The 22703-nt window shown below is 71.1% G+C and carries 25 protein-coding genes; 10 read left to right on the top strand and 15 right to left on the bottom strand.

Annotated elements, in window-relative coordinates; all coding sequences use genetic code 11:
• Positions 1-48: 48 nt before the first annotated feature.
• Both RY076_RS23025 and RY076_RS23020 read right to left on the bottom strand, forming a co-directional pair.
• On the bottom strand, positions 49-1794 hold the full coding sequence (locus RY076_RS23025; RefSeq protein WP_323102238.1) for a SulP family inorganic anion transporter: 1746 nt from the start codon (positions 1792-1794) through the stop codon (positions 49-51).
• Between the two features lie 12 nt (positions 1795-1806).
• Positions 1807-3219, bottom strand: a complete 1413-nt coding sequence (locus tag RY076_RS23020) for a DUF2252 domain-containing protein (protein ID WP_323102236.1) — start codon at positions 3217-3219, stop codon at positions 1807-1809.
• 860 nt (positions 3220-4079) lie between these two features.
• Between RY076_RS23020 and RY076_RS23015 the strand changes: the two genes are divergently transcribed.
• Complete coding sequence (locus tag RY076_RS23015; protein ID WP_323102234.1) at positions 4080-4694, top strand: ribonuclease H family protein; 615 nt, start codon at positions 4080-4082, stop codon at positions 4692-4694.
• Positions 4695-4717: 23 nt separating this feature from the next.
• On the opposite strand, the gene RY076_RS23010 is transcribed toward RY076_RS23015, so the two are convergent.
• The 3 genes from RY076_RS23010 to RY076_RS23000 form a co-directional block, all read right to left on the bottom strand.
• Positions 4718-5566, bottom strand: coding sequence for an alpha/beta fold hydrolase (locus RY076_RS23010; protein ID WP_323102232.1), 849 nt, complete (start codon positions 5564-5566; stop codon positions 4718-4720).
• Between the two features lie 128 nt (positions 5567-5694).
• On the bottom strand, positions 5695-6522 hold the full coding sequence (locus tag RY076_RS23005; protein ID WP_323102231.1) for a DUF2182 domain-containing protein: 828 nt from the start codon (positions 6520-6522) through the stop codon (positions 5695-5697).
• Positions 6510-7112 (bottom strand): DUF1326 domain-containing protein, encoded by a 603-nt coding sequence (locus RY076_RS23000; protein ID WP_323102230.1) that lies wholly within the window; start codon positions 7110-7112, stop codon positions 6510-6512. The genes RY076_RS23005 and RY076_RS23000 overlap by 13 nt, the downstream gene beginning before the upstream one ends.
• Before the next feature lie 111 nt (positions 7113-7223).
• Here RY076_RS23000 and RY076_RS22995 point away from each other — a divergent pair, with 111 nt between their 5' ends.
• The 4 genes from RY076_RS22995 to RY076_RS22980 all read left to right on the top strand — a co-directional run bounded on the left by RY076_RS22995 (position 7224) and on the right by RY076_RS22980 (position 9993).
• Positions 7224-7913 carry an alpha/beta fold hydrolase gene (locus tag RY076_RS22995; protein ID WP_323102229.1) on the top strand — a complete coding sequence of 230 codons (690 nt, stop codon included), beginning with the start codon at positions 7224-7226 and terminating at the stop codon, positions 7911-7913.
• A gap of 75 nt (positions 7914-7988) precedes the next feature.
• Positions 7989-8579: a DUF6529 family protein gene (locus RY076_RS22990; RefSeq protein WP_323102227.1), complete on the top strand. Its 591-nt coding sequence runs from the start codon at positions 7989-7991 to the stop codon at positions 8577-8579.
• 290 nt (positions 8580-8869) lie between these two features.
• Positions 8870-9355, top strand: a complete 486-nt coding sequence (locus RY076_RS22985; RefSeq protein ID WP_323102226.1) for a hypothetical protein — start codon at positions 8870-8872, stop codon at positions 9353-9355.
• Between the two features lie 122 nt (positions 9356-9477).
• Positions 9478-9993, top strand: coding sequence for a nitroreductase family protein (locus RY076_RS22980; RefSeq protein ID WP_323102225.1), 516 nt, complete (start codon positions 9478-9480; stop codon positions 9991-9993).
• Between the two features lie 35 nt (positions 9994-10028).
• Here the strand turns inward: RY076_RS22980 and RY076_RS22975 are convergent, their stop codons facing one another.
• Together RY076_RS22975 and RY076_RS22970 are read right to left on the bottom strand one after the other, a co-directional pair.
• Positions 10029-10229: a hypothetical protein gene (locus RY076_RS22975; RefSeq protein WP_323102224.1), complete on the bottom strand. Its 201-nt coding sequence runs from the start codon at positions 10227-10229 to the stop codon at positions 10029-10031.
• A 37-nt stretch (positions 10230-10266) separates the two neighbouring features.
• A complete protein-coding gene (locus tag RY076_RS22970) occupies positions 10267-11754 on the bottom strand; it encodes an alkaline phosphatase family protein (protein WP_323102222.1) in 1488 nt (495 codons plus the stop codon).
• A gap of 242 nt (positions 11755-11996) precedes the next feature.
• Here RY076_RS22970 and RY076_RS22965 point away from each other — a divergent pair, with 242 nt between their 5' ends.
• The 3 genes from RY076_RS22965 to RY076_RS22955 are packed head-to-tail and all read left to right on the top strand — an operon-like array spanning position 11997 to position 14110.
• On the top strand, positions 11997-12650 hold the full coding sequence (locus RY076_RS22965) for a dihydrofolate reductase family protein (RefSeq protein ID WP_323102221.1): 654 nt from the start codon (positions 11997-11999) through the stop codon (positions 12648-12650).
• Positions 12651-12701: 51 nt separating this feature from the next.
• The gene (locus RY076_RS22960; protein ID WP_323102219.1) at positions 12702-13304 is read left to right on the top strand and encodes a dihydrofolate reductase family protein; all 603 of its coding nucleotides are present in this window, start codon (positions 12702-12704) and stop codon (positions 13302-13304) included.
• On the top strand, positions 13301-14110 hold the full coding sequence (locus tag RY076_RS22955; RefSeq protein WP_323102217.1) for an LLM class flavin-dependent oxidoreductase: 810 nt from the start codon (positions 13301-13303) through the stop codon (positions 14108-14110). The genes RY076_RS22960 and RY076_RS22955 overlap by 4 nt, the downstream gene beginning before the upstream one ends.
• A 28-nt stretch (positions 14111-14138) precedes the next feature.
• Here RY076_RS22955 and RY076_RS22950 read toward each other — a convergent pair whose 3' ends face one another.
• Together RY076_RS22950 and RY076_RS22945 are read right to left on the bottom strand one after the other, a co-directional pair.
• Positions 14139-15053 (bottom strand): patatin-like phospholipase family protein, encoded by a 915-nt coding sequence (locus tag RY076_RS22950; RefSeq protein ID WP_323102214.1) that lies wholly within the window; start codon positions 15051-15053, stop codon positions 14139-14141.
• 222 nt (positions 15054-15275) lie between these two features.
• A complete protein-coding gene (locus tag RY076_RS22945; RefSeq protein WP_323102212.1) occupies positions 15276-15530 on the bottom strand; it encodes a Smr/MutS family protein in 255 nt (84 codons plus the stop codon).
• A gap of 128 nt (positions 15531-15658) precedes the next feature.
• On the opposite strand from RY076_RS22945, the gene RY076_RS22940 reads away from it, so the two are divergent.
• Positions 15659-16102 (top strand): ferritin-like domain-containing protein, encoded by a 444-nt coding sequence (locus RY076_RS22940; RefSeq protein ID WP_323102210.1) that lies wholly within the window; start codon positions 15659-15661, stop codon positions 16100-16102.
• A 39-nt stretch (positions 16103-16141) separates the two neighbouring features.
• Here RY076_RS22940 and bfr read toward each other — a convergent pair whose 3' ends face one another.
• Both bfr and RY076_RS22930 read right to left on the bottom strand, forming a co-directional pair.
• On the bottom strand, positions 16142-16630 hold the full coding sequence (bfr, locus tag RY076_RS22935) for a bacterioferritin (RefSeq protein ID WP_323102207.1): 489 nt from the start codon (positions 16628-16630) through the stop codon (positions 16142-16144).
• Positions 16617-16871: a (2Fe-2S)-binding protein gene (locus RY076_RS22930; protein WP_323102204.1), complete on the bottom strand. Its 255-nt coding sequence runs from the start codon at positions 16869-16871 to the stop codon at positions 16617-16619. Before RY076_RS22930 ends, bfr begins: the two co-directional genes overlap by 14 nt.
• A 151-nt stretch (positions 16872-17022) precedes the next feature.
• On the opposite strand from RY076_RS22930, the gene RY076_RS22925 reads away from it, so the two are divergent.
• The gene (locus RY076_RS22925) at positions 17023-18405 is read left to right on the top strand and encodes a M1 family metallopeptidase (RefSeq protein WP_323102201.1); all 1383 of its coding nucleotides are present in this window, start codon (positions 17023-17025) and stop codon (positions 18403-18405) included.
• Positions 18406-18460: 55 nt separating this feature from the next.
• Here RY076_RS22925 and RY076_RS22920 read toward each other — a convergent pair whose 3' ends face one another.
• From RY076_RS22920 to mmsA, 4 genes are all read right to left on the bottom strand, one after another.
• The gene (locus RY076_RS22920; RefSeq protein WP_323102198.1) at positions 18461-19465 is read right to left on the bottom strand and encodes a Gfo/Idh/MocA family protein; all 1005 of its coding nucleotides are present in this window, start codon (positions 19463-19465) and stop codon (positions 18461-18463) included.
• 40 nt (positions 19466-19505) lie between these two features.
• Positions 19506-20438: a TIM barrel protein gene (locus tag RY076_RS22915; RefSeq protein ID WP_323102196.1), complete on the bottom strand. Its 933-nt coding sequence runs from the start codon at positions 20436-20438 to the stop codon at positions 19506-19508.
• Between the two features lie 46 nt (positions 20439-20484).
• On the bottom strand, positions 20485-21498 hold the full coding sequence (locus RY076_RS22910) for a Gfo/Idh/MocA family protein (protein ID WP_323102194.1): 1014 nt from the start codon (positions 21496-21498) through the stop codon (positions 20485-20487).
• A 44-nt stretch (positions 21499-21542) separates the two neighbouring features.
• On the bottom strand, positions 21543-22703 hold a 1161-nt coding region (gene mmsA / locus RY076_RS22905), incomplete at its 5' end, for a CoA-acylating methylmalonate-semialdehyde dehydrogenase (RefSeq protein ID WP_323102191.1).

The raw sequence follows: 22703 nt of genomic DNA, 5'->3' as shown, positions 1-22703 counted from the left end.
GTCACCGCATTTATCCGGTTCGTGCCCCGTGGGATCGGGTGCGCGCCCCTATCGGGCGCCGAACGCGGCCACCGCTTCGTCGAGCGTCGCGAAGACCCGGTCCCGGCCGATCACGTCCACGAGCCCGAACCGGTCGAGCTCGGTCAGGACGTCCGACCGGGCGGCTGCGACGGCGAAGACCACGGTGCGCCCGGACATCTGCTTCGCGAGCTCGACCAGAGCCTGGCCGGCCGTGAAGTCGACGTCGTCGATCGCGTCGGCCAGCAGGACGAGCCACTGCGGCCGCGTCGGAGTGTCCACCAGCGCAAGGGCTTCCGCGCTGAAGCGGGTGACGTTCGCGTAGAAGAGCCCGACGCCGAACCGGTAGACCACCAGCCCGGGCTCGGTCTCGGCGCCGGGCCGGGACGGCACCTCGTGGGGCCGGCCGCGCTCGTCGAAGGTGATGACCGAGTCGTGCGGCAGGTAGTGGCGCCGGACGTGGTCGAGCAGTGACAGGACGATGGCGAGGATGATGCCCTGCTCGACGCCCACGACGAGCACCACGGCAGCCGTCGCAGCCGCGATCCAGAACTCGTCGCGGCGCAGACGCCAGATGGCCCTCATGTTCACGAGGTCGATGAGCTTGACGCCGATGACGAAGACCACGGCGGCCAGCACGGCGTTGGGCATGTACTGCAGGGGTTTGGTCAGGAACAGCAGCACGATCGCGACCGTGACGGCCATCGTGAGCATCGCCACCTGGCTCTTGCTCTTCGCCTCGTCCGCCATCTCGGTCTTGGTGGGGCTGCCGTTGACGACGAAGGTGCTGCTGAGGCCGGCCGCGACGTTCGCGAGGCTGAGCCCGACGAGGTCGTTGTTCTCCTCGAACCGGTCCTGGTACTTCACCGCGTAGGCGCGGGAGGTCGCCGCGCTCTGCGCCATGATCACGAGGAACATCGACGCGGAGATCCCGAGCAGCGGCACGACGTCGGCCCACGCGACGCCACTCGGCAGGCCGATCGCGGGCAGGCCGCTGGGCACCGGCCCCAGCACGGACACCCCGTGGCTCTGGAGGTCGAGCGCCCAGCTCGCGACGATCGCGCCCACCACGGCGACGAGGCCGCCCGGGATCGCCGTGAACCAGCGTCCGAACACCACGAGCGTCGCGATCACGCCGAGCGAGACCGCCAGCGTCGTCAGTGACGTGTCGGGCAGCTCCTTCAGGGTGTCCCAGAACTTGATCAACGTCCCGCTGACCTGGTCCGCGGCGACCGACGGTGAAGGCACGCCGAGCATGCCGGCCAGCTGCCCGAGAGCCACCTGGACACCGACGCCGGTGAGGAAGCCGACGAGGACGCTGCGCGAGATGAAGTCGGCCAGGAAGCCCAGCCTCGCGACGCGGGCGAGCAGCAGCAGGCCGCCGGTGACGAGCGCTGCCAGGCTCGCGTGGGCCAGCCACTGGTTGGTGTCCGGCTGCAGCCCGGAGACGCCGAGGCCGGCGATGCCGGCGTAGAGGATCGCGGCGGTGGCGGAGTCCCCACCCACCACGAGGTGCCGCGAGGAGCCGAAGACGGCGAAGACGACCGCGGGCAGCAGGATCGTGTAGAGCCCGGTGATGACCGGCGTGCCGGCGATCTTCGTGTAACCCATGACCTCGGGGATCGCGAGGGCCGCGAGGGTGACGCCCGCGACGACGTCCTGCGGCAGCTGCGCCCGGTCGTAGGGCCGGATGCCCTGCAGGAGCGCGATGACGCCGCCGCGCTCTCGCCGCGCGGGAGCGGGAGCGGGCGGGACGGACCGGGCTCGTTGGCTCATGCGCCCTCCGACCTAGACGTCCATGGTCGCCGCAAGCCGCCCCGACCTGATGGCCCCGACGAACTCCTCGTAGTCACGTTCGTTCTGGTCGGCGTAGCGCCGGGCGAAGTTGGTCATCGCCCGGTCGAACTCGTCCGACTCGCCGAGGTAGGCGTCGATGGCCACGGGGTCGCCGGACCGCGCGTGCGCCCGAGCCAGGGTCCACCCGCAGATGTGCGCGTAGTAGCGCAGCCCGGTCGGGCCCATCTGCTCCACGAGCGCAGACAGCTTCATGTCGCGCAGCTGGCGCCAGTAGTAGTGCCGTGACGCGTCGAGTCCTTTGCTCCACCCCAGGAAGATGTCGCTGGCAGCCTGCATCATCCGCTGGCCCTGGACGACACGTTCGCCGGGCTGGTTGAAGCGGCTGTGGGGCAGGTGGTCCTCGAGCACCGACGTGGTGGCCTCCTTGACCTGCAGGAACAGCGGGTCCTGGTCGTCGCGTCCCTGCAGCAGCACGATGAACGCCCGGGTCCCGACGCTGCCGACCCCCACCACCTTGCGGGCGGCGTCGACGAACTCGAACTTCTCCAACAGACGTCGCCGGTCGTCCTGCAGCGTCGCGCGATACGCACGGAAGATGTCGCGGATGACCGTCTCCTCCTCGTCCCCGGACAGGCCGTACGTCGCCGACAGGTCGCGCATCGGCACGACGGTGGGTGGCTGGCTGATGATCCGGTAGCTGCCGTCCACCTTCTCCGCCAGCTTGGACAGTGCCTGGAGGCTGTCGCGGGTCCGGGCCTTGTCGATGTTCCTCTCGCTGCGCTTGAGCTCCTTCTCCTCCTCCTTCGTCCTGGCGATCGCCTTCGCGCCGGCCACGACGTCCTCCTCAGCGAGGCGGGCGTACCAGACGTCAAGCGTCCGCATCCCCGCGAAGCTCGCCATCGCCTCGCGGTAGGCCGAGACGCTGGCCAGGGTCACGTCCTTCACGTCGCCCTTCGCGAATCCGTTGCTGCGCGCCGCGATGGTGAAGCTCGCCGCCATCCGCATCACGTCGTACTCGAACGGGCCGGGGAGCGTCTCGTCGAAGTCGTTGAGGTCCAGGAGCAGAGTCCGCTCCGGCGACGCGAAACCCCCGAAGTTGGACAGGTGCGCGTCCCCGCACAGCTGGACGATCAGGCCGGCGCGGGGCGTCGTCCGCAGGTCGGCGGCCATGACCCTCGCGGCACCGCGGTAGAAGGTGAAGGACGACGCCGACATCCGGCCGTGCCGCACGGGCACGAGGTCCGCGTCGCGGGTCGCGTTCTGCTCCTCGAGCAGGGCGACCGGATCGGGACGAGCGGCATCGGGCGTCCATCCGCGGTGGCTCGAGACCGGCGTCCGCTCTGCGGCTTGCCTTCCGCGTGCTCGGCGTTCGTCGAGGCTCAGGTGTTGCACGTTGGTCGGCATCGACGCCCACCTCTCCGGGCCCGACGGCGAGGTCACCAACCCTCGAGCCTGCTGTCATGCACGGTGGCGACTCGAGGCCCGGCTCGCGTCAACCAGAGCGAATACCTTGGTGCGCCCCAGAATATCCGGGGTAGCTCGCGCCCGGACGCGTTTCGGCCGTCGTCGAGGATCGAGGCCGCGGTGGCGATTCGGCGGAAGTCGGCACGGAAAGGGCGACACGATCCGGGGTCTCGGTCGTCACACAGGTGGTGCCTGTTGCTCGCAACGGACGCCGAGGGCCCCGGGTCGGCTTCGTGGAGGGACCGGCCCGGGGCCCGCAGGCCAGTGGGCTCGGCAGCCCTGTCAGTGTGCGCCGGGCAGCGCCTGATACCTCCTGGCGTCACGGTCTACGAGAACATGCAGCCGAGGGTGGCGATCCTCCCGAGCGGACGTGGGGTGTGTGATCGTGCATCTCATCGGGTCGGACACGGCCGGATGACATGCAGGGTCGAGGAGCTTGCTCCGCGACCCCGGACCCAGGGGGGCATCGTGAACGGCCGGCAGCGATCGAGCGCACGTGTGGTGGTGGACCTCCTCGGCCTGGCTGTCGCGATGGCGTCCGCCGTCGTCTTCGCCGCGGCCCTCGCCGCCGCAGCCGGCGGCGGCCAGTAGCGCCTGCGTCGGCATCGGACGCCCGCCCGCCGGGAGAGGCGAAGGGGCGCGTCGTGGCCGTCCGCCGGGATCACTACGCTCGGAGCCGCGGACCGACGTGGCGCGAACCGCGGTGGGCCGCGGGGCCGCGACCCGACGACCGAGCAACGAGGAGAACTGTGCTGGCCAAGTTTCCGGGACGCTGCACCAGCTGCCAGGGTCCGATCCGAGTGGGAGACGAGATCGTCGGCGCGGGTGGCAAGGCCAACGCGTGGGTGCACGCATCGTGCCGCACCGAGCTCGCCCTCCCGGGCCTGAGCGCGCCCCAGCCGACGCCGTCCGCAGCCCGCGGCAGGACCGCGGGCACGGCCAGGGCCCCGAAGGCACCGAAGGCGCCGATGGCCACCCCGGATGGTGCGACGTTCGTCTACACCGACGGGGCGTGCTCGGGAAACCCCGGCCCGGGCGGGTGGGCGTGGGCGATCGACCGGGAGCGCTTCGCGTCCGGCTCGGAGCGACCGAGCACGAACCAGCGGATGGAGATCCGCGCGGCGCTCGAGGCCGTCACGGCGCTCGAGGGCCCGCTCGTCGTCGTCAGCGACTCCACGTACGTCGTCAACTGCTTCCGCGACCGGTGGTGGGACGGCTGGCTCAAGCGCGGCTGGACCACGTCGGCGAAGAAGCCGGTCGCCAACCGCGACCTGTGGGAGCCGCTCGTGACCGCCGTCAACGAGCGCGGCGCCGTCGCCTTCCAGTGGGTCAAGGGCCACTCCGGCCACGAGATGAACGACCTCGTCGACGAGCTCGCCGTCGCGGCCAGCCTCGGCCGGGACCAGGACGGCTGACAGGCGCGGGGCAGCCCCGCGCCTCACTCGGACTCGGGTGGCCTCGCCGCCGGAGGGAGCCTGGCCCCGCGGTGGATCTCGTGGACCCGCGCGTCCCCCGGCTCGTCGGGGTCGTCGCGGATCGGCTCGTCGGCCATGAACTGACGGATGACGTTCGCGAGCTCACCCGGGTGGCTGAAGTTGATCGCGTGCGCGGCGCCATGGATGACCACGAGCAGGACCTCGTTGTCGATCCGGCTCGCGATCTGCTGGATCCGCCGCGGGTCCGGCATCAGCGGGTCGGCGCTCCCGACCACGACGAGGGTGGGCACGCTGAGCGCGAGCAGGCGCTCGAGCGCGGGGTAGCGCGTCAGGGCCTGGAACATCCGGATCGTGCTGGGCACGCCGTACCTCAGGTAGTCGGGCACCGCCACGGGCAACAGCCCCATGGGTTCCCGGACGCCGTCCCGGGCCAGCTGACGGACGGCCCGGTGCAGCGGCTGGTTGTGCAGTCCCCCCGCAGGCGCGACGAGCACGGCGCGCTCGAGCCGGCCTGGGTGGCGGTGCGCGAACTCGCAGATCACCGCGCACCCCATCGAGTTGCCGACGAGGCTCACCCGGTCCAGGGCACGGTCGTCGAGGAAGGCGGCTGCGGCGTCGGCGAGCTCGGGCACACCCGGGGACTCGCGCGGCCGGCCGCTGCGCCCGAAGCCGGGGAGATCGGGCACGAGCGTGTGGAACTCGCCGGCCAGCCGCTGCGCCGTGGGAAGCAGGTAGCGGCCCGAGAGTCCGAAGCCGTGCAGGTGCACCATGGGCGTCCCCGGTCGACGCGGACCGACGGACTCCCGGTAGAACACCTTGACGCCGTCGATCACCGTCCACCGCCCGCTCAAGGTCGAGTCGGGACTCGCACCCCCACGGGCGCTGGGTCGGGCGTCGGGTCGGCTCGGCACCCTCCCACCGTCTCGCCCGGCCCGCCGCGTCGCGTCATCCCCGCGGAATGAGTCGCGGCCCGCCTGCGTCAGGAGAGGGACATCGGCATCGTGCCATGCGTCGGGACGGTGAGGCCCGGGATGACCTGCGGCGCGACGAGCACCAGCACGCCGAGGCCGAGCAGGACGAGAGCGGTGCCGTAGGTGGCGGTCCGGCGCCAGGGCAGGACCTTCTCCACGGCGATGAGCCCGGCGACCACCGCCATCCACACGGGGCTCATCACTCCCAGCGCGAACAGCGACGCCATCAGCGCCCAACAACAGCCGACGCACCAGGCGCCGTTCCGCATCCCCATGCGCAGCGCGCCGGTCCACCCGTCACGCCACGACCCGAGGATCAGCCCGAGCGGACTGCGGCACTTGTTGAGGCAGACCCGCTTGAGCGGCGTCAGCTCGTACACCGCGGCCAGCAGCAGCGTCCCTCCGGTGAGGACGCGGCCGGCGTCGTCCCACTGCGGGTCGGGCACGACGCGCGCCGCGAGGAGCCCGACCGCGAAGGCGACGATCCCGGCGGCGGTCCAGGTGGCCAGGTAGCCGGCGACGAATGCCATGGGCCCCAACGGAGTTCGGCTCATCCGCGAGTACAGCGCCACGGTCGGCGCCACCGAGGGGAACATCATCGCGGCCATCATGACGACCCACACCGTGATGAACCAGCCGAACGTCCCCAGCTCGGTCCACGGCCCCTGGTCCATACCGCTCATCTGCTGGACCGTCCACCACCACCCGAGCACGGCGAGTGCGACGAGGACGGCGACGAGCGACAGGTGCGCCCGCACTGCGGCGTAGGCGGGGCGCAGCCCGGCGTCGGCCGGGTGGGCGGCGCCCACCTGCGTCGGTCCCGTCAGGCGGCCCATGAGAAGCCGGACTTCGACAGCCCGGTCTTCCCCTCGTAGCTGATCCCGAAGGCGTCGATGCTCGACCGTCGCGCCTCGGCCATCGTCAGGTCGGACCCCACCGGATGGAACATCCCGGAGAACCTCACCGGCTCGCCGCTCTCGACCCCGAACGGGACGATGTCCTCGATCTCGAAGTCGATCGCGCTGCCGATCCTGACGCTGTGGCGAAGCCCGTCGTGGACCACCTCGATGGACGCACGTTCGACGCCGAGCATCTCCCCGATCAGCGGCGCGAGCCCGGCCATCGGCCCACCGAGCTGCCCACTGAAGACCTGCACGAGTCGCTCGAGCTGCTCGTCGCTGGCGTGGTCGTCGACGAAGACACCCACCCGCCAGTTGCCCTCGGTCATCACCTTGGGTGCGTCCGCGATCATCGCCACAGTGCGGCCGGCAACGTCCGTCCCGTCCACCGCACCCTCGCCGATGTCGAACACCAGGACCACCCGGCAGAAGTCGTACGTCGCCCCGTGGTCGAAGGACAGGTTGCACGGGCACATGAGCTCGCACGAGCACGTCTCGACGTACTCACCCTTGAGGGTCCACGACATGATTGCTCCTCAACCCCCCTCAGAGCTCCCTCAGCCGAGTGTCCGCCCAGCCACCGAGCGATGTCAACGACGCCGAGGTGGGCCTCGGACGCCGGCGGTATCGTCGGCCGCATGGTGCACTTCCTGCTGCTCCACGGCGCCTGTCACGGTGGCTGGTGCTGGGACGGAGTGGCCTCGATCCTCGCCGCGGCCGGGCACGGGACGACGGCTCCCGACCTTCCCTGCGACGACCTCGACGCCGCCCTGGCCGCGAACGCCGACGCCGCTGTCGCGGCTCTGCCCGTCGACGCGGGGGAGGTTGTGGTCGTGGGACATTCGCTGGGCGCACTGCTCGCGCCACTCGTGGCCCTCCGGGTGCCGACGCGTCGGATGGTGATGGTGGCCGGGGTGGTGGGCGCTCCCGGCCGGAGCCTGGAGTCGCTGGCCTCCGAGGACGCCGACCGCGACCTGCCACTGCACAGCCCGGATCTCGAGTTCGACGCCGAGGGACGGTTCCGCTTCACCGATGCCGGCGCCCGGCGCGTGCTCTACCACGACTGCCCTTCCGAGGTCGCCGACGCCGCCATCGCACGACTGAGGTTCCAACGTTCGATGTGGCGCGAGGTCGCCCCCTTCGACGCGTGGCCGCAGGTCGAGACCCTGTCGGTCGTCTGCGCCGAGGACCGGGTCGTGAGCCCCGACTGGTCCCGCCGGGTCGCTCGTGACCGTCTCGGCGTCGAGCCGATCGACCTGCCGGGTGGCCACTCCCCGTTCCTCACCCGACCGGCCGACGTCGCCGACATCCTCAGGGCCAACCTCTGACGCAAGCCCCCCGTAGCCGGTCGGTGTTCCCGCATTGCGCTGCCGGACGTGTCGGAGCAGGAGCATCCTGACGCCATGGCAGCAGACACGACGCCGCCGAGGAGCCTGGCCGTACCCCTGGTCGGGTTCGCCGCGGGCGCCGTCGTCGCGCTGCTCGTCGGGGTGTTCGGCACCGTGCACGACCCGACGCTCGCCGGCACGACGACGCTCGGCTTCCGCACCGTCATCGACATGAAGGTCGTTCTGTCCGTGGCCATCGGGGCTCTCGCTGTGCTCCAGGTCATCGGCGCCCTCTGGCTCTACGGCAAGCTCGGCATCAGCGCGCCGTCGTGGCTCGGCACCGCGCACCGCGTCAGTGGAGTGGTCACCCTGCTGCTCACGGGCGTCGTCGCCTACCACTGTCTCTGGGCGCTGGGCCTCGAGACGGGCAGGTTCGCCGACGGCGAGCCCGTGCCGGCCCGCACCGTCGTGCACGGCGTCCTCGGATGCGCGGTCCTCGGCACCGTCGTCGTCAAGGTCGTCGCCGTGCGGTCGAGGCGCGCACCTGGATGGTTCCTGCCCGTGGCCGGTGGCCTGCTCTTCGCGCTCCTCGTGTCCGCGGTGCTGACGTCGGCCGTGTGGTTCATCAGCGCTCACGGCTGGCCCAGCTCTGGCGGATACGGCTGAGCTCCAAGGACTTTCGTCACGGACTCCATCGAGACAGAGACGGCATGGCCAGCCTGGCACCGACAAGTCTCTGTCGATGCGTCGGAACCCCGTATTCGCAATGAAATCAGGCGTATTCGTCAGGACAGTCTTTGTGCGCATTGGTGCGCCATTCGTCACTCATCCACCCACCATCCAGACCTAGCGCGCATATGTGGTGGACGCGCGGGGAGATCTTGACGCGCCTTCTTTCGGACGCCGAACCTGAAGGGTCGGGGTTCTCCGACGGCTCACAAGAGGAGGAGATCGCAATGGACGAGCACGTGATGAATCGGCGTCGCGTTCTGGTGGGGGCCGGCGCCGCGAGCGCGGTGGCGATCGGGGGCGTGGCGAGTGCCTCCTCGGCTTCGGCCGGGGAGAACGGCGGTGGTTCCAGCCTCAACGGCAGCTGGATCGTCAGCCGCCAGGACGACCCGCCCGCCGACCAGACGAAGGTCTCGACCGTCCTCAGCTTCGCGGGTGGGAACGTCTTCATCAGCCACGACATCGCCGCGGCCGGTCCGCCCTTCACGGGAACCTGGGCTCGTCGCAGCGGCGGCGGCTTCAAGGCGACCTTCTGGACGGGCCAGGCCGGCGGCGGTCCCAACATGCCAGGGGTGACCGTGCGCGTCCGTGCCTGGGGCAGCGTGCACCACGGGAGGATCAGCGGCAAGTACGACTTCGCGGTCTTCGATCCCTCCGGCACCAAGGTCGACTCGGGGACCGGCTCGTTCAGCGGCCGCCGCATCGACGCGTGAGACACCGACCCGGGGCCCGCTGACCAGGTGGTCGGCGGGCCCCGGCTCCACGAGGGCGGCACGTGGGCGACCGTCCGGGCCGGCCGGTGGCCACAGGGGCGTCGGAGGCGCAGGATGGGCTGGTGGAGACATGGGACGCCTTGCGGGCGCGACGAAATGTCCGACAGTTCACGGAGCAACCGGTCCCCGACGAGGATCTCGACCGGATCCTCGACGCGGGACGCCGCGCCCCGTCCGCCGGTAACTGGCAGCCATGGGACTTCGTGCTCGTCACCGACCGGGCGCAGCTGGTCGAGCTGTCGAAGGTCTGGCAGGGCGCCAGGCACGTCGCTGGTGCGGCGGCCGCCATCGCGATCGTCGCGCCGACACCCAAGGACGACCGGCAGTCCGCCCTCCTCCAGTACGACCTCGGCCAGGCGACATACGCGATGACGGTCGCCGCGGCCGACCTCGGTGTCGGCACCGGCCACGCGGCGGCTGCGGACCAGGACCAGGCCCGGGCCGTCCTGGGCTTCCCCGAGGGACGCTTCCTCGCCTACATGCTTTCCGTCGGCTACCCGTCAGACCGCCCGCTGGCGGTCATCGAGCGGCTCGACCGGCGCCCGTTCGACGAGGTCGTGCACCGCGGGCGCTGGTGATCCGCGACGCGTCGACTTAGGGGTACGGTTCCGGCCTAGGGCCACGGCGCCGTGAGGTAGGCGACCACCAGCACCAGGAGTGCCAGGCCAGCCAGCACCGCACCGACCTGAGCCTGGCGGCCCCGCCGCGCGGACACGTCCTCACCCGACTGCCCCGGGCCCGTCATCGAGCCCCACACGATGAGCCCGATGCCGAGCACGAGGACGACGCCGACTCCGACCCAGAAGTACGTCATCCGGTCGCGCACCGATCCTGTTGGGCCTCAGTCTGGTTCAGCACTCGTCGCCGTTCGTCAGGCGCTGGGTTCCTTCCAGCCGGACCGCGTCGAGAAGGCTCTCCTTGAGCCCGAGGGCACGCAGCACCGTCGGCGCCACCTGTCGCAGCGAGACGGGGCAGCTGAGGGTCCGGCCACCCTTGCGACCGGGCTCGATGATGACCAGCGGCACGTGGGTGTCCTCGGCGCTACCGCTCCCGTGGTCGACCAGCTTCGCGTTCGGTGCCGCGTAGACGACCCCGGTCGCCGGCTGCACGACGATGTCGGGGATCCGGCCCGCGTTGCCGCCGAGCTGGCCGTCGAAGAGCTCCCCCACTGCGGCGCCGCTCGTGACGGTGCCGGCCCCGATCGTCGCGGCGTTCGCCTCGAGCACCGCGGCCGCGTCGGCCGCACGGCTGCGGTCCTTGAGCCAGACGAGCGCCATCGTATCGGCGGTCACCTGTGCGGTCAGCCCGGGCTGGACGCTGTTGACGAGCGGGGCGAAGCCGGCAGGGTCCACCCAGCGAAGCGTCGAGCGGTCGACCGGGCTGTTGGCGTGCTTCGCGGTCAGGATGACCATCGTGTCGTCGGTGAGGCCGTCGGCCTCGATCCGGCCGAGCATCCGGCCGACAGCCCCGTCCACGTAGTCGAGCGCCTGGGCCAGGCCGGGGGCAGTACCCGCGAGCGGTCCGATCGTGGTGGTGCTCTGGGGTGTCGTCCCGGCCGCGTCGACGTAGCCGGAGAACTTCTGTCCGATGTTCGCCGCCTGGAAGTTCATGCCGAAGATGGCCGGGACGCCGACGGCGGCGGTGCGGTCGTGGGTGTACCCGTCGATCTGGTTGAGCACCGCACCGACCTTGAGCTCGTCGTTCGCCATGATCTTGGCGACGTCGGACTTGGCCGCGTTGAACTCGGGGCCGTAGAAGTCGTCGATGCCCGTGCCGGACGGGCCCGCGAGGATCTCGTAGCTCGGGTGCTTGTCGGCCACCGCGGTGCGGAGCCCGGCCGCGTGCGCCACCTCGTAGATGGTGTTGACCTTGAGGAACTGGTGCGGGTAGACGACGCTGCAGCCGCGGTCCGGGTCGCGGGGCAGCTTGGCCGGGTTGATGTCGGCGACGCTGTCCCCCGCGTTCGGGTTGACGTTGATCGACTGGTTGAACGGGACGAGCGCTCCCCTCGTGCTGCAGTCCGAACCGGCCGGCGACAGGTCGTTGTCCCAGGACACGTCGTAGTAGACGCCGGTGGACCGTGGTGAGCCACCGGTCGTCATCGCCAGGGTGGCCGGGAAGGAGTCCGACGGCGTCTGGGCCGACGCGTTCGAGTACCGGCGTCCGCGCGCCAGCACCGAGGCCAGCGCGGACGACGGATGCGCAGCGGCGTAGTTCGTCAGATCGGCGTCGTGGAACCCGTCGAGGCTGAGCAGCAGCACGTGCTCCACCTTCGGGTTCAGCTGCGTCGACGCCGAACCGGCCGGTGCGCAGACCACCGCTGCAGCCAACGGCGCCATGACCATCACAGGAACTCGCCACCAGACAGTGCCCACAACTCCCCCTTGCAGCCGAAAACTCCTCGACCTCACCACGCTACGCCGGAGCCACCCGGTTCGACCGTTATTCACCGATTCGAGCGACCGTCCCCGGGCCGGGAATGCCGGAGCGCCAAGGGCCGGTTCCCGCCATCCGTGCCCCTAGGCTGCAAGAGCCCACCAGCCCGAGCGCACAGTGCAGTCGACGACCCAGGAGGGCGCGGATGTCGCTCACACGGATCCACAACTTCTCAATCTCCCTCGACGGCTTCGGCACCGGCGAGCCGCAGAGCCTCGAGGCCCCGTTCGGCCATGCGGGGCAGCGCCTGCACCAGTGGATGATGGCCACCCGGTCCTGGGACGCCGGCGGCACCGCCGGCGTCGACAACGCCTTCGCGGAGCGCCACGACCACGGCTTCGGCGCCGAGATCATGGGTGCCAACAAGTTCGGCCCGCCCGGCTGGCAGGACGACCCGGACTGGACGGGCTGGTGGGGCCCGAACCCGCCCTTCCACACCCCCACCTTCGTCCTGACCCACCGCCCGCGGTCCCCGCTCGAGATGGAGGGCGGCACGACATTCCACTTCCTCGACGCCAATCCCGCGGAGGCGCTGGAGACGGCTCGCGAGGCGGCCGGCGGCAAGGACGTGCGGATCGGCGGCGGCGCCACCGTCGTGCGCGACTTCCTCCTCGCTGGGCTCGTCGACGAGATGCACCTCGTGCAGGTCCCGATCCTGCTCGGCCGCGGCGTCCGCCTCTGGGACGGACTCGAGGCCCTCGACGACGACTACGACGTCGAGGCGGTCTCCTCGCCCAGCGGCGTCACCCACTTCAGCTTCACGCGCAAGGGTGTCCGATCCGGGAGGCCCTCTTCGTAGCAGGAGTGAAGGCCCTCCCGCGCGGGGGCGAACCCTCTGGAAGGAACCGCCGTGTCCGAAGTGATCGCCATCATGTCCATGTCGCTCGACGGCTTCGTCGCCGGCCCCGACGACGACGTGATGAAGGTGTTCGACTGGTACTTCGGCTCGGGCGACGTCGAGGTCCGCACCGGCGGATCGGACGCGATGACGTTCCGGGTGTCCGAGCCGAGCGCCCGGTACATCCGCGGCCTGACGTCCGAGCTCGGTGCCGTGCTCACCGGCCGACGCACCTTCGAGGTCGCGCAGGGCTGGGGCGGCAACCACGCCTGGGGGCCTGCCTTCGTCCTCGCCCACGAGGCCCCCGACGGGTGGCCGCGGCCCGGCTCGACGGTCCACTTCGTGTCGGACGGCGTCGAGAGCGCCGTGCGACAGGCGAAGGCCGCCGCGGGCGGGAAGTCCGTCGGCGTCCACGGTGCCGACACCATCCGGCAGCTGCTCGACGCCGGCCTCGTCGACCAGCTCTGCATCGACCTCTCGGCCGTCCTCCTCGGCTCAGGGGTGCGGCTGTTCGACCACCTCGCCGGCATGCCCGCCTTCCTCGGCGACCCGACGGTCGTCTCGGGCGTCGGCGTGACCCACCTGCGTTACCCGGTGCTCGACGCCCAGCCATGACCAGACCGTTCCGGTTCGGCGTCGTCGCCCCGGTGCTCACCGACCTGTCGACCTGGCGGGAGCAGGTGCGACGCATCGCCGACGGCGGCTACTCCACGCTGCTCATGCCCGACGTGCCGCAGTGGCAGCCGGCCCCGGCACCGGCCCTCGCGATGGCGGCGGCGCAGACCGACCTGCGCGTCGGCACCTGGGTCCACGCCTCCCCGCTGCACCCGGCCTGGAGCCTTGCGTGGGAGGCACATTCGATGTCGGTGCTGACCGAGGGCCGCTTCGAGCTGGGCCTCGGCACCGGGCGCCCCGGGATCGAGGACGAGCTGCGTGACCTCGGCCTGCCCGTCGCGGCGCCGCGAGATCGGTTGGACCAGGTGCGCGACACCGTCGCGCGACTGCGAGAGCTCGACGGCCCCGAAGCCCACACTCCCGTCGTCATGGCCGTGCGCGGCCCTCGCGCTCGGGCCCTCGCGGCCGAGGTCGCCGACACCGTGACCTTCGCGATGATGCCGGGTGACGGCCGGGCCGACGTCGAACGCCTGGCGCGGGAGCTGCTCGCCGTGCGGGACGTCGAGCTGGCGCTGCACGTGCCCGTCGTCGGCGACGAGGTCGCCCCGTTCATGGCGTCCGCCCGGGACACCGACCCGGCAGCGATGCGTGCGGCGGACTCGCTGGCCTGCCTCCCGAGCGACCCGGCGGCCGCCGACGACGAGCTCCTCCGGCGACGCGAGGAGAGCGGCTTCTCCTACGTCGTGGTGGGCGCCGGCTCCGCCGGGGTGCTGGCGCCCGTCGTGGCGCAGCTGGCCGGCCGGTAGGCGCACGCCCTCGCACGCCGCGGCTGGCTCACTCCCAGAACTCGCCGAGGCGCGCGGCGAGAGATCGGCCCTGCGCGTAGCCACCGCGAGCCGCCGGCAGACGCGTCGACGGGTCCAGCGCGTTGGCGTCGAACACCTCGCCGGCACCGGCGTCGGGAAAGACCGTCTCGACCACGCTGCCGCCGGCCCGCAGCTCGGCCACCTGACTGGCGAGGTCCATGCCCCACTCGAGCGGCATCCGGGTGGCCCCGCCGAACGGCGACATGACGAGGACGCGTCCGAATCCCGCTGCCAGGTCGGCGTTCTCGCTGCGCCGGTAGCCGCCGTTGAGGTAGCGACGTTCGCCGATCGCGTACGGCGCCATCGCCGAGGTGCTGGCCGCCACGGCGTCCACGAGGTCGACGCCGCTGTCCCGGTCGAGCACGACCGGCTCACCGGTGCGGGCGTCGACGGCGGTGATGAGCACGCGCTGCTGCGGCCAGTCGTGGCTCGCGAGGCGAGAGGCGACGACCTCGCGCCAGCGCCTGGCGTCGGCCCCGCCGGACGCGTCGCGGGCCAGCGCCGCGACGCCCAGGCGGCGACGCATGTCGGCCGGGTCGGTGGCCGAGGCGATGATGGCGTTCGACCACTCGAGGTAGCTCGGCCCCGAGACGGCCGGCCGGCGTCGCGGTTCCCCGCCCGGGGCGCCGGGACGCGTCGGTGGCACCTCGCGCAGGATCGAGGCGTAGAGGTCCGCCGGGCTGGTGCCGCCGGTGATCTGCGCGGCCACCGTCGAGCCGGCCGAGGTGCCGATGATGACGTCGGCCCGGGTCACGTCGAGGCCGGCATCGTGGAGGCCGGCGATGACGCCGAGCTCCCACGCGTTGCCCGCCGCGCCGCCGCCGGCGAGAACGAGGGCGCGCTGGTCGGGGCCGGCGGTCGGGGTCGCTGGAGAAGTGTTCATGGGAGTCGCCTTTCGCGCGATGGCTGGCGGGCGCTCCCGGTCGCGACTACGGGCGTCGCGTGATCGTGGACGGCGAGGGAGCACCCTCTGCGGACACTGCACACATGGGTCTCACCTCCTGCGGTCGGATCACGATCGCCTGAACGGTAACAGGGCACCGACGCCGTGCGCACCGGACAAACCGGGCCGCGGCGTGCGCGCAGCTCGCCTCGCGACGTGTGACTACTTCCACCTGAAGTGGACGAAGACGCGGCCGAAGTTGTCCGAGTCCTTCTCGACCCGGTGGTAGCGCGCCTTGACGTCCTTGCGGTCCAGGAACCGCAGCACCCGCTTCTTGAGCTGGCCGGAGCCCTTGCCGGGGATGATCTCGACGAGCGGCGCCTTCTTCTCGACCGCCTCGTCGATGACGGCGCGCAGAGCCCGTTCGATCTCGTCGCCACGGTTGTACACGTCGTGCAGGTCGAGCTTGAGCTTCACGCCTCGATCCTCCCGCGGCGACGCCGGGACCGCCATGCGCGGACGGCATCAGTCGAGGCCGGAGGGTTCGTGCGCGGCCGGGACGGGTAGGGCTGAGGGGACCGGAGACCCCGAACGAAGGAATGAGCATGACGGACGACGCCAAGGCCGCCAAGGAGCTCGTCGAGACGTTGAAGGACGGCGAGCGTGGCTTCGCCCAGGCCGCCGAGAAGCTGCGCGGCGACGACCGCCCGGAGTGGGCGACGACGCTGCAGCAGCTGTCCGAGGAGCGCGCCGGCTTCCGGCGCGAGATCGTCGGGATGGGCCACGCCTACGGTGACGACGTCGACGAGAGCGGCTCGATCGCCTCAGCCGTGCACCGCGGCTGGATCTCGCTCAAGGACGCCCTGACGGGTGACGACGCGGGCAGCGTGCTCGGTGCCGCCGTGACGGGTGAGAACCATGCGGTGTCGGAGTACGAGAAGGCCCTCCAGCAGGACCTCAGCGCGGGGTTCCGCGATGTCGTGACGCGTCAGCACGCCGCAGTCGTGACCGCGCGCGACGCCGTCAAGGCCCTGCAGGTCGCTGACTGACCCGACGCACCGCCACCCGGCCGAGGGCGGCTTCGAGGCTCAGGCCTCGGGGCCGCCCTCGCCCAGCTGCTGGGCGAGGTACTGCTGCACGCCGATCCGCTCGATCGCGTCGAGCTGGCTCTCGAACCAGTCCGCGTGCTTCTCCTCGTCGCGGACCATCTCCTCGAAGACCGCCGCGCTGCCGTGGTCGCCGAGCTCGTGGCACTCCTTGGCGCCGGCGTTGAACTGCGCCACGGCCGCCTTCTCGCTCTCGAAGGCGAGCCTGAGCATCTCGTGCGCGTCCTCGCCGATGCTGATGGCCCCGAGCTTCTGCACGTTGGGGTGGCCGTCGAAGAGCAGGATGCGGTTGATGAGGTCGTCGGCGTCGCGCATCTCGTCGAGGGACAGGTCGTAGAAGACCTTGCCGAGCTTGGTGAACCCCCAGCTGTCGAGCATGCGCGCGTGGAGGAAGTACGTGTTCGTGACCGTCAGCTCGAAGGTCAGGGCGTCGTTGAGGAGCTCGACGACTCGGGGGCTAGCTGGCTGCACCTTCCACCACCTCCAGCGGCGTGGGCATCGGACCGGACACGAGGTCGCGCGTCGGGTCCGACAGCGACCGGGTGACTGAGGCCTCATGCTCGCACAGGAGCCGCTTGAGGGAGAAGACGCAGGAGCCGCAGTCGGTGCCCGCCCCGGTGGTGCGGCACGCCTGCCCGAGGCTGCGCGCGCCGGCGTCCCACGCGTCGGTGACGTCGCGGTCGGTCACCACGGCGCAGTGGCAGACGATCACGGGTCCTCCGGGTGGTGGGCCGGGTCGCGGAGCGACGAGCGTACTAAGGTCAGGCTTACCTAAGCAGATGAAGCCGTGATTCCCAAGTCCGTCCCGCCCATCGGTCCTACGCTCGAATGGTCCACGATGACGATCTTGGGTGGTGGCGAGGATGCGCACAGGTGCAAAGGGTGCGCTGGCCGCGGCGTCGGCGCTGGTCCTCCTGAGCGCCGGACCGGCCGGAGCCGCAGGCTTCACCCCCGGCGCTCCCGGCGGGGGCGACCCCTACTTTCCCGACGCGGGGAACGGCGGCTACGACGTCTCCCACTACTCGCTGAGCCTCGGTTACGAGCCTGGCACGCGGCAGCTCACCGGCACGGCGGTCGTCACGGCGACCGCGACCCAGGACCTCTCACGCTTCGACCTCGACCTCCGCGGCTTCACGATCTCGGCGCTGCAGGTCGACGGGGCTCCTGCCGGCTACACGCGCTCCGGCGACCAGGAGCTCGTCATCACCCCCCGTCACGGCCTTCGCGCCGGGGACTCGTTCACGGTCGTCGTCGGCTACTCGGGTGAGCCCCACCCGGTGACCGACCCCGACGGCTCGACGGAGGGCTGGGTGCCGACCTCGGACGGCGCCTTCGTCGTCGGGGAGCCGCAGGGCTCGCCCGGGTGGTTCCCGGTGAACGACGACCCCCGAGACAAGGCGACCTACGACATCTCGGTGACCGTGCCGGAGGGCCTCACCGCCCTGTCCAACGGCGTGCTCGTCTCGAACGTGTCGTCCGGGGGGCGCACGACGTGGGCCTGGCGCGAGAGCGACCCGATGGCGCCGTACCTCGCCACGGCGACCCTGGGGCGTTTCGACCTGACGGTCACCCAGGTCGGCGCCACGCCGTCGTACGTCGCCGTCGACCCGACGCTCTCCTCCGGGAACGTCTTGCGGAAGCTGCCGCAGATCGTGCAGTTCTACACCTCGATCTACGGGCCCTACCCGTTCGACGCCGTGGGGGCGATCGCGGACGACGCCCCAGAGGTGGGCTACTCGCTCGAGACGCAGACGAAACCGGTCTTCGACCGGATGCCCGACGAGACGACGCTCGCCCACGAGCTGTCCCACCAGTGGCTCGGCGACTCGGTGACGCTCGGACACTGGCAGGACATCTGGCTCCACGAGGGGTTCGCGACGTGGTCCGAGTGGATCTGGAGCGAGCACAACGGCCGACGGAGTGCGCAGGGCTACTTCGACCAGCTCTACAACACGCCCGCGTCGAAGACGGGGTTCTGGACGCCGCCGCCGGGCGACCCCGGGGGTCCGGCCCGGCTCTTCGACGGGACCATCTACCAACGCGGCGCGATGACGGTGCAGGCGCTGCGGCAGAAGGTCGGCGACGAGGCCTTCTTCCGGATCATGCGGACCTGGGTCCAGCAGAACCGCTACGGCACCGTCACCACCGCCCAGTTCATCTCACTGGCAGAACAGATCTCGGGGACGGACCTGACCCACTTCTTCGACGTCTGGCTCTACCAGCCGCAGAAGCCGACGTCGTGGTGACGGCACCTCGAGGCCCGGCCGGACGCGCCGGCCGGGCCTCGAGGGGACCTGGCGCTCAGGCGTAGAAGTCCGGCTTGGCGATCATCTCGACCTTGACGACGCCGTCGTCGGTCAGCGCCTTGACGCCGGCGTCGCAGACGCACGCCGCGGCGTAGCCGTCCCACGACGTCGAGCCGGTGTGCTCGCCCGCGGCGACGGCGTTGATCCACTCCTGCACCTCGGTGACGAACGCGCCCCAGAACCGGTCGTTGTGGTCGCGAGTGATCGCGTTGCGGTGGCCCGAGCCGTCGCGCACCTCTACGGCGTTCTGGTCGGCCAGCGTCACGGTGCCCTTCTCGGCGACGGCCTCGCAGCGGATGTCGTAGCCGAACTGGCAGTTGACGAAGATCTCGTCGTCGACGCGGACACCCGACTCCGTCTCGAGCACGAGCACGAGCGGGTCCTGCAGGTGCTCGAACCGCAGCGAGGTCTTCTTCGGCTTGTCGACGCGCGCCGATACGAACTCCTCGCCGAGCAGCCACCGCATCGTGTCGATCTCGTGGATCGCGGTGTCGTTGATCGCCATGTCCCACGTGTAGTGCGCGGGCACGGTCGGGTTGCGGTGGGCGCAGTGCACCATGAGCGTCTCGCCGAGCTCGCCCGAGTCGAGCAGCTCCTTCATCTGGCGGTAGCTGCGGTCGAACCGGCGCATGAACCCGACGGTGACGAGCCGTCGCCCGGCGGCCTGCTCGGCCTCCATGATGCGCAGCGCGGCGTCGGCGGTCGGCGTCAGCGGCTTCTCGCAGAACACCGGCTTGCCCGCGGCGATGGCCGCGAGCACGTCGACCTCGTGGGCCGGGCCGTAGCTGCAGATCATCACGGCGTCGACCTCGTCGGCGGCGATGAGCTCGGCCGACGACGCGTACGCCGTTCCGCCGACACGGTCGGCGACCTCCTTGGCGCGCACCTCGTCGACGTCGCTGACGGCGACGACGCGGCCGCCGGCGATGACGGTGTGGATGCGGTCGATGTGGGCCTGGCCCATGCCCCCGGGGCCGATCATCCCGATGCGGACGGTCATGTCGTGACTCCTTCGTCAGTGTGAGGGAGAGCCCGCGGGCTCAGAGCAGGCCGAGGCCGATGGAGGCGAGGTACTCGCGGGTCTGGATGGCGTTGGGCAGCGGGTAGGACGGGTCGCACGGGTACATGTCCTGCTCGCACACCACGTAGAGCTCCTTGTCGAGGTCGGCGAGGGCCTCGATGAGCGAGGGCATGTCGGGCGCACCGGCGGGCGGCCGCACCGAGCAGCCCTTGGCGACGGCGAGGCCGAAGGGCCAGTCCTCGTCGTGGGCCTGCTTGACCAGGCCCTCGTCCATCGCCTTGATGTGGACGTAGGAGATGCGCTCGGGGTACTTGCGGCACAGCTCCATCGGGTCGCCGCCGCCGTAGACGATGTGTCCCGTGTCAAGGCAGAAGCCGACGTAGTCGGGGTCGGTCGCCTGGAAGACACGGTCGATGTCGGCCGGGGTCTCGATGTGGCTGTCACCGTGCGGGTGGAGCACCATCTTGAGTCCGTAGTCCTCCTTCATGATCCGCCCGAGCCGGTCGGCGTTGGCGATGTAGGTGTTCCACGCCTCGGTCGACAGGACGCGGTCGTCCGTGTAGTCCCACGTCTTCTCGTCGCGGAACATCGGGGGCAGGTGCACGACGTACTCCGCACCGACAGCGGCGTGGGTCTCGGCGATCTCGCGGAAGGTCTTCTCCGTGTCGGCCCAGGCCTCGGGCTTGTGGAGGATGCCCCAGCCGGTGCCGGCCACGACCTGGAAGCCGCGCTGGTCCATCGCCTCCTGGAGGCGCTTCGGATCCTTGGGGAAGTAGCCGAACGGCCCGGTCTCCATGACCGAGAAGCCGGCCTCGGCCATCTCGTCGAGCGCTGTCTCCCAACGGATCTGCTTGTCGTCCTCGGGGAACCAGACGCCCCACTGGTCGGGACACACGCCGATCGTCAGCTTGCTGTAGCGCTCGTCGGTGTTGCGGGCCTTGGACTCGGCCATGGTGCTTCCTCTCGCTTCCTCGGGTCGCGGCTGCGTCGCCGTCGGGTCACCCGGTGGTCTGGTGGTGGGCGGTGAGCCGCCCGGCTGCGACGGCGCGCGCTGCCGCCGCCGCCTCGTAGTGGAGCCCGGCGTGGGCGATGCGCGGCTCGTCGTACCGCAGCTCGCGGCCGTCGTGCGCGCGCAGGGTGAACCCGCCCGGCTGGTAGAACGGCCCGTCGATGCGGAGCGTCGCGGCGGAGCCGACGATGGTCGCGGTGGTCGGGGTGTCGCCGAGGATCGTCGCGAACAGCGAGGCGAGCCCGCCGGACGCCGACCGTGCCGACACGGCGATCTGCCCCTCGACGCCGTCCGGGCTCAGCGACGCCGGGGCCGGCGTCACGAGCTCGGTGACCTCCTCGAGGTCGCCGAGCACCCACCGGGCGAACCACAGCGGGTAGGTGAGCAGGTCGTACCTCGGGCCGCCGAAGAGGTCGGCGCGCATGATGCGGTGGTCGGGCGCGAAGTACTCACCGAGGTCGGCCTGCACCGAGTGGATCGCGCCGAGCGCGCCGCCGTCGAGCAGCTGCCGGACGACGTCGAACTTCGGCAGGTACGCCGACCACAGCGCCTCCATGAGGAACAGTCCGCGCGCCGACGCCAGGTCCTCGAGCTCGGCCACCTCGGCCGCCGACAGGCCCATCGGCTTCTCGACGACGGTCGCCTTGCCCGCCTCGAGCGCGAGCCGCGCGTGCGGCAGGTGCAGGTGGTGCGGCGTCGCGACGTAGACGACGTCGACGTCCGGGTCGGCGACGAGTGCCTCGTAGCGGCCGTACGTCGCCGGGCGCTCGACGCCTCCCCCGCCTCCGGCGTCCCCGTTGCGGCCCACGAAGGCGTCGGCGAACGCGTCGGCACCCGGACGCGTCCGGGAGCCCACGGCGAGCACGCGCTGGCGCGTGTGGCGGGCCATCGCGTCGCAGAAGCGCTCGGCGATCCAGCCCGTCCCGAGGACACCCCACCGCAGCGGCGGGGCGTCCATCGGGTCCGGGGTGCGCGGCGCGGGCAGCGCCGTGGGGAACGTCATCGGTCCGGTCTTTCCTTCCAGGGCTCGTGGGGCTGCCTTGCGGCTCAGTCGTTCTGGGGGAAGCCGAGGTTGAGGCCGCCGTGGCTCGGGTCGAGCCAGCGCGACGTCACGACCTTGCCGCGGGTGAAGAAGTGCACACCCTCGATGCCGTGCGCGTGCGTGTCGCCGAACAGCGAGTTCTTCCAGCCGCCGAAGGAGTAGTACGACACCGGCACCGGGATCGGCACGTTGACGCCGACCATGCCGACCTCGACGTTGCGCTGGAACTTGCGGGCGGCGCCCCCGTCGTTGGTGAAGATCGCGGTGCCGTTGCCGTAGGGGTTGCTGTTGATGAGCTCGAGGCCGTCGTCGTAGGAGTGCACGCGCACGACCGACAGCACCGGGCCGAAGATCTCCTCGTCGTACACCGACATCCCGGGCTTGACGTTGTCGAAGAGCGTCGGCGCGAGGAAGTACCCCTCGCCGTCGGCGTCGAAGTCGCTCTCACGGCCGTCGACGACGAGCGTCGCCCCGTCGGCCACGCCGGAGTCGAGGTAGCCGGCGACCTTGTCGCGGTGCTGCTTCGTCACGAGTGGGCCCATGTCGCAGCCGCGCGTGCCGTCACCGGTGACGAGCTTGCCCATGCGGTCCTTGATCTTGGAGATGAGCTCGTCGGCGATCGGCTCGACGGCCACGAGGGCGCTGATGGCCATGCACCGCTCCCCGGCCGAGCCGAAGCCGGCGTTGACGGCCGCGTCGGCGGCGAGGTCGAGGTCGGCGTCGGGCAGCACGAGCATGTGGTTCTTCGCGCCGCCGAGGGCCTGCACCCGCTTGCCGTGCGCGGTGCCCGTCTCGTACACGTACTTCGCGATGGGCGTCGAGCCGACGAACGACACCGACTTGACGTCGGGGTGGGTCAGCAGCGCGTCGACGGCCTCCTTGTCGCCGTTGACGACCTGCATGATGCCGTCGGGCAGGCCGGCCTCCTTCCACAGGGCGGCGATCGCGAGCGCGGCCGACGGGTCCTTCTCCGAGGGCTTGAGCACGACGGCATTGCCGCACGCGATGGCGATCGGGATGAACCACAGCGGCACCATGGCCGGGAAGTTGAACGGCGAGATGACGGCGACGACGCCGACGGCCTGGCGGATCGAGTAGACGTCGACGTTCGTCGAGGCGTTCTCGCTGAAGCCGCCCTTGAGCAGGTGCGGGATGCCGCAGGCGAA

This window comes from Intrasporangium zincisolvens, from assembly GCF_034724055.1.
In the GTDB taxonomy this organism is placed as follows: Bacteria; Actinomycetota; Actinomycetes; order Actinomycetales; family Dermatophilaceae; genus Monashia; species Monashia zincisolvens.
This window is presented reverse-complemented; position numbering and strand designations above follow the sequence as displayed.

Coding starts and splice junctions, on each gene's coding strand:
- RY076_RS23025 (WP_323102238.1), bottom strand. CDS start 1,794: ATGAGCCAACGAGCCCGGTCCGTCCCGCCCGCTCCCGCTCCCGCGCGG.
- RY076_RS23020 (WP_323102236.1), bottom strand. CDS start 3,219: ATGCCGACCAACGTGCAACACCTGAGCCTCGACGAACGCCGAGCACGC.
- RY076_RS23005 (WP_323102231.1), bottom strand. CDS start 6,522: ATGGGCCGCCTGACGGGACCGACGCAGGTGGGCGCCGCCCACCCGGCC.
- RY076_RS23000 (WP_323102230.1), bottom strand. CDS start 7,112: ATGTCGTGGACCCTCAAGGGTGAGTACGTCGAGACGTGCTCGTGCGAG.
- RY076_RS22995 (WP_323102229.1), top strand. CDS start 7,224: ATGGTGCACTTCCTGCTGCTCCACGGCGCCTGTCACGGTGGCTGGTGC.
- RY076_RS22990 (WP_323102227.1), top strand. CDS start 7,989: ATGGCAGCAGACACGACGCCGCCGAGGAGCCTGGCCGTACCCCTGGTC.
- RY076_RS22985 (WP_323102226.1), top strand. CDS start 8,870: ATGGACGAGCACGTGATGAATCGGCGTCGCGTTCTGGTGGGGGCCGGC.
- RY076_RS22975 (WP_323102224.1), bottom strand. CDS start 10,229: ATGACGTACTTCTGGGTCGGAGTCGGCGTCGTCCTCGTGCTCGGCATC.
- RY076_RS22970 (WP_323102222.1), bottom strand. CDS start 11,754: ATGGCGCCGTTGGCTGCAGCGGTGGTCTGCGCACCGGCCGGTTCGGCG.
- RY076_RS22965 (WP_323102221.1), top strand. CDS start 11,997: ATGTCGCTCACACGGATCCACAACTTCTCAATCTCCCTCGACGGCTTC.
- RY076_RS22955 (WP_323102217.1), top strand. CDS start 13,301: ATGACCAGACCGTTCCGGTTCGGCGTCGTCGCCCCGGTGCTCACCGAC.
- RY076_RS22950 (WP_323102214.1), bottom strand. CDS start 15,053: ATGAACACTTCTCCAGCGACCCCGACCGCCGGCCCCGACCAGCGCGCC.
- RY076_RS22940 (WP_323102210.1), top strand. CDS start 15,659: ATGACGGACGACGCCAAGGCCGCCAAGGAGCTCGTCGAGACGTTGAAG.
- RY076_RS22925 (WP_323102201.1), top strand. CDS start 17,023: ATGCGCACAGGTGCAAAGGGTGCGCTGGCCGCGGCGTCGGCGCTGGTC.
- RY076_RS22920 (WP_323102198.1), bottom strand. CDS start 19,465: ATGACCGTCCGCATCGGGATGATCGGCCCCGGGGGCATGGGCCAGGCC.
- RY076_RS22915 (WP_323102196.1), bottom strand. CDS start 20,438: ATGGCCGAGTCCAAGGCCCGCAACACCGACGAGCGCTACAGCAAGCTG.
- RY076_RS22910 (WP_323102194.1), bottom strand. CDS start 21,498: ATGACGTTCCCCACGGCGCTGCCCGCGCCGCGCACCCCGGACCCGATG.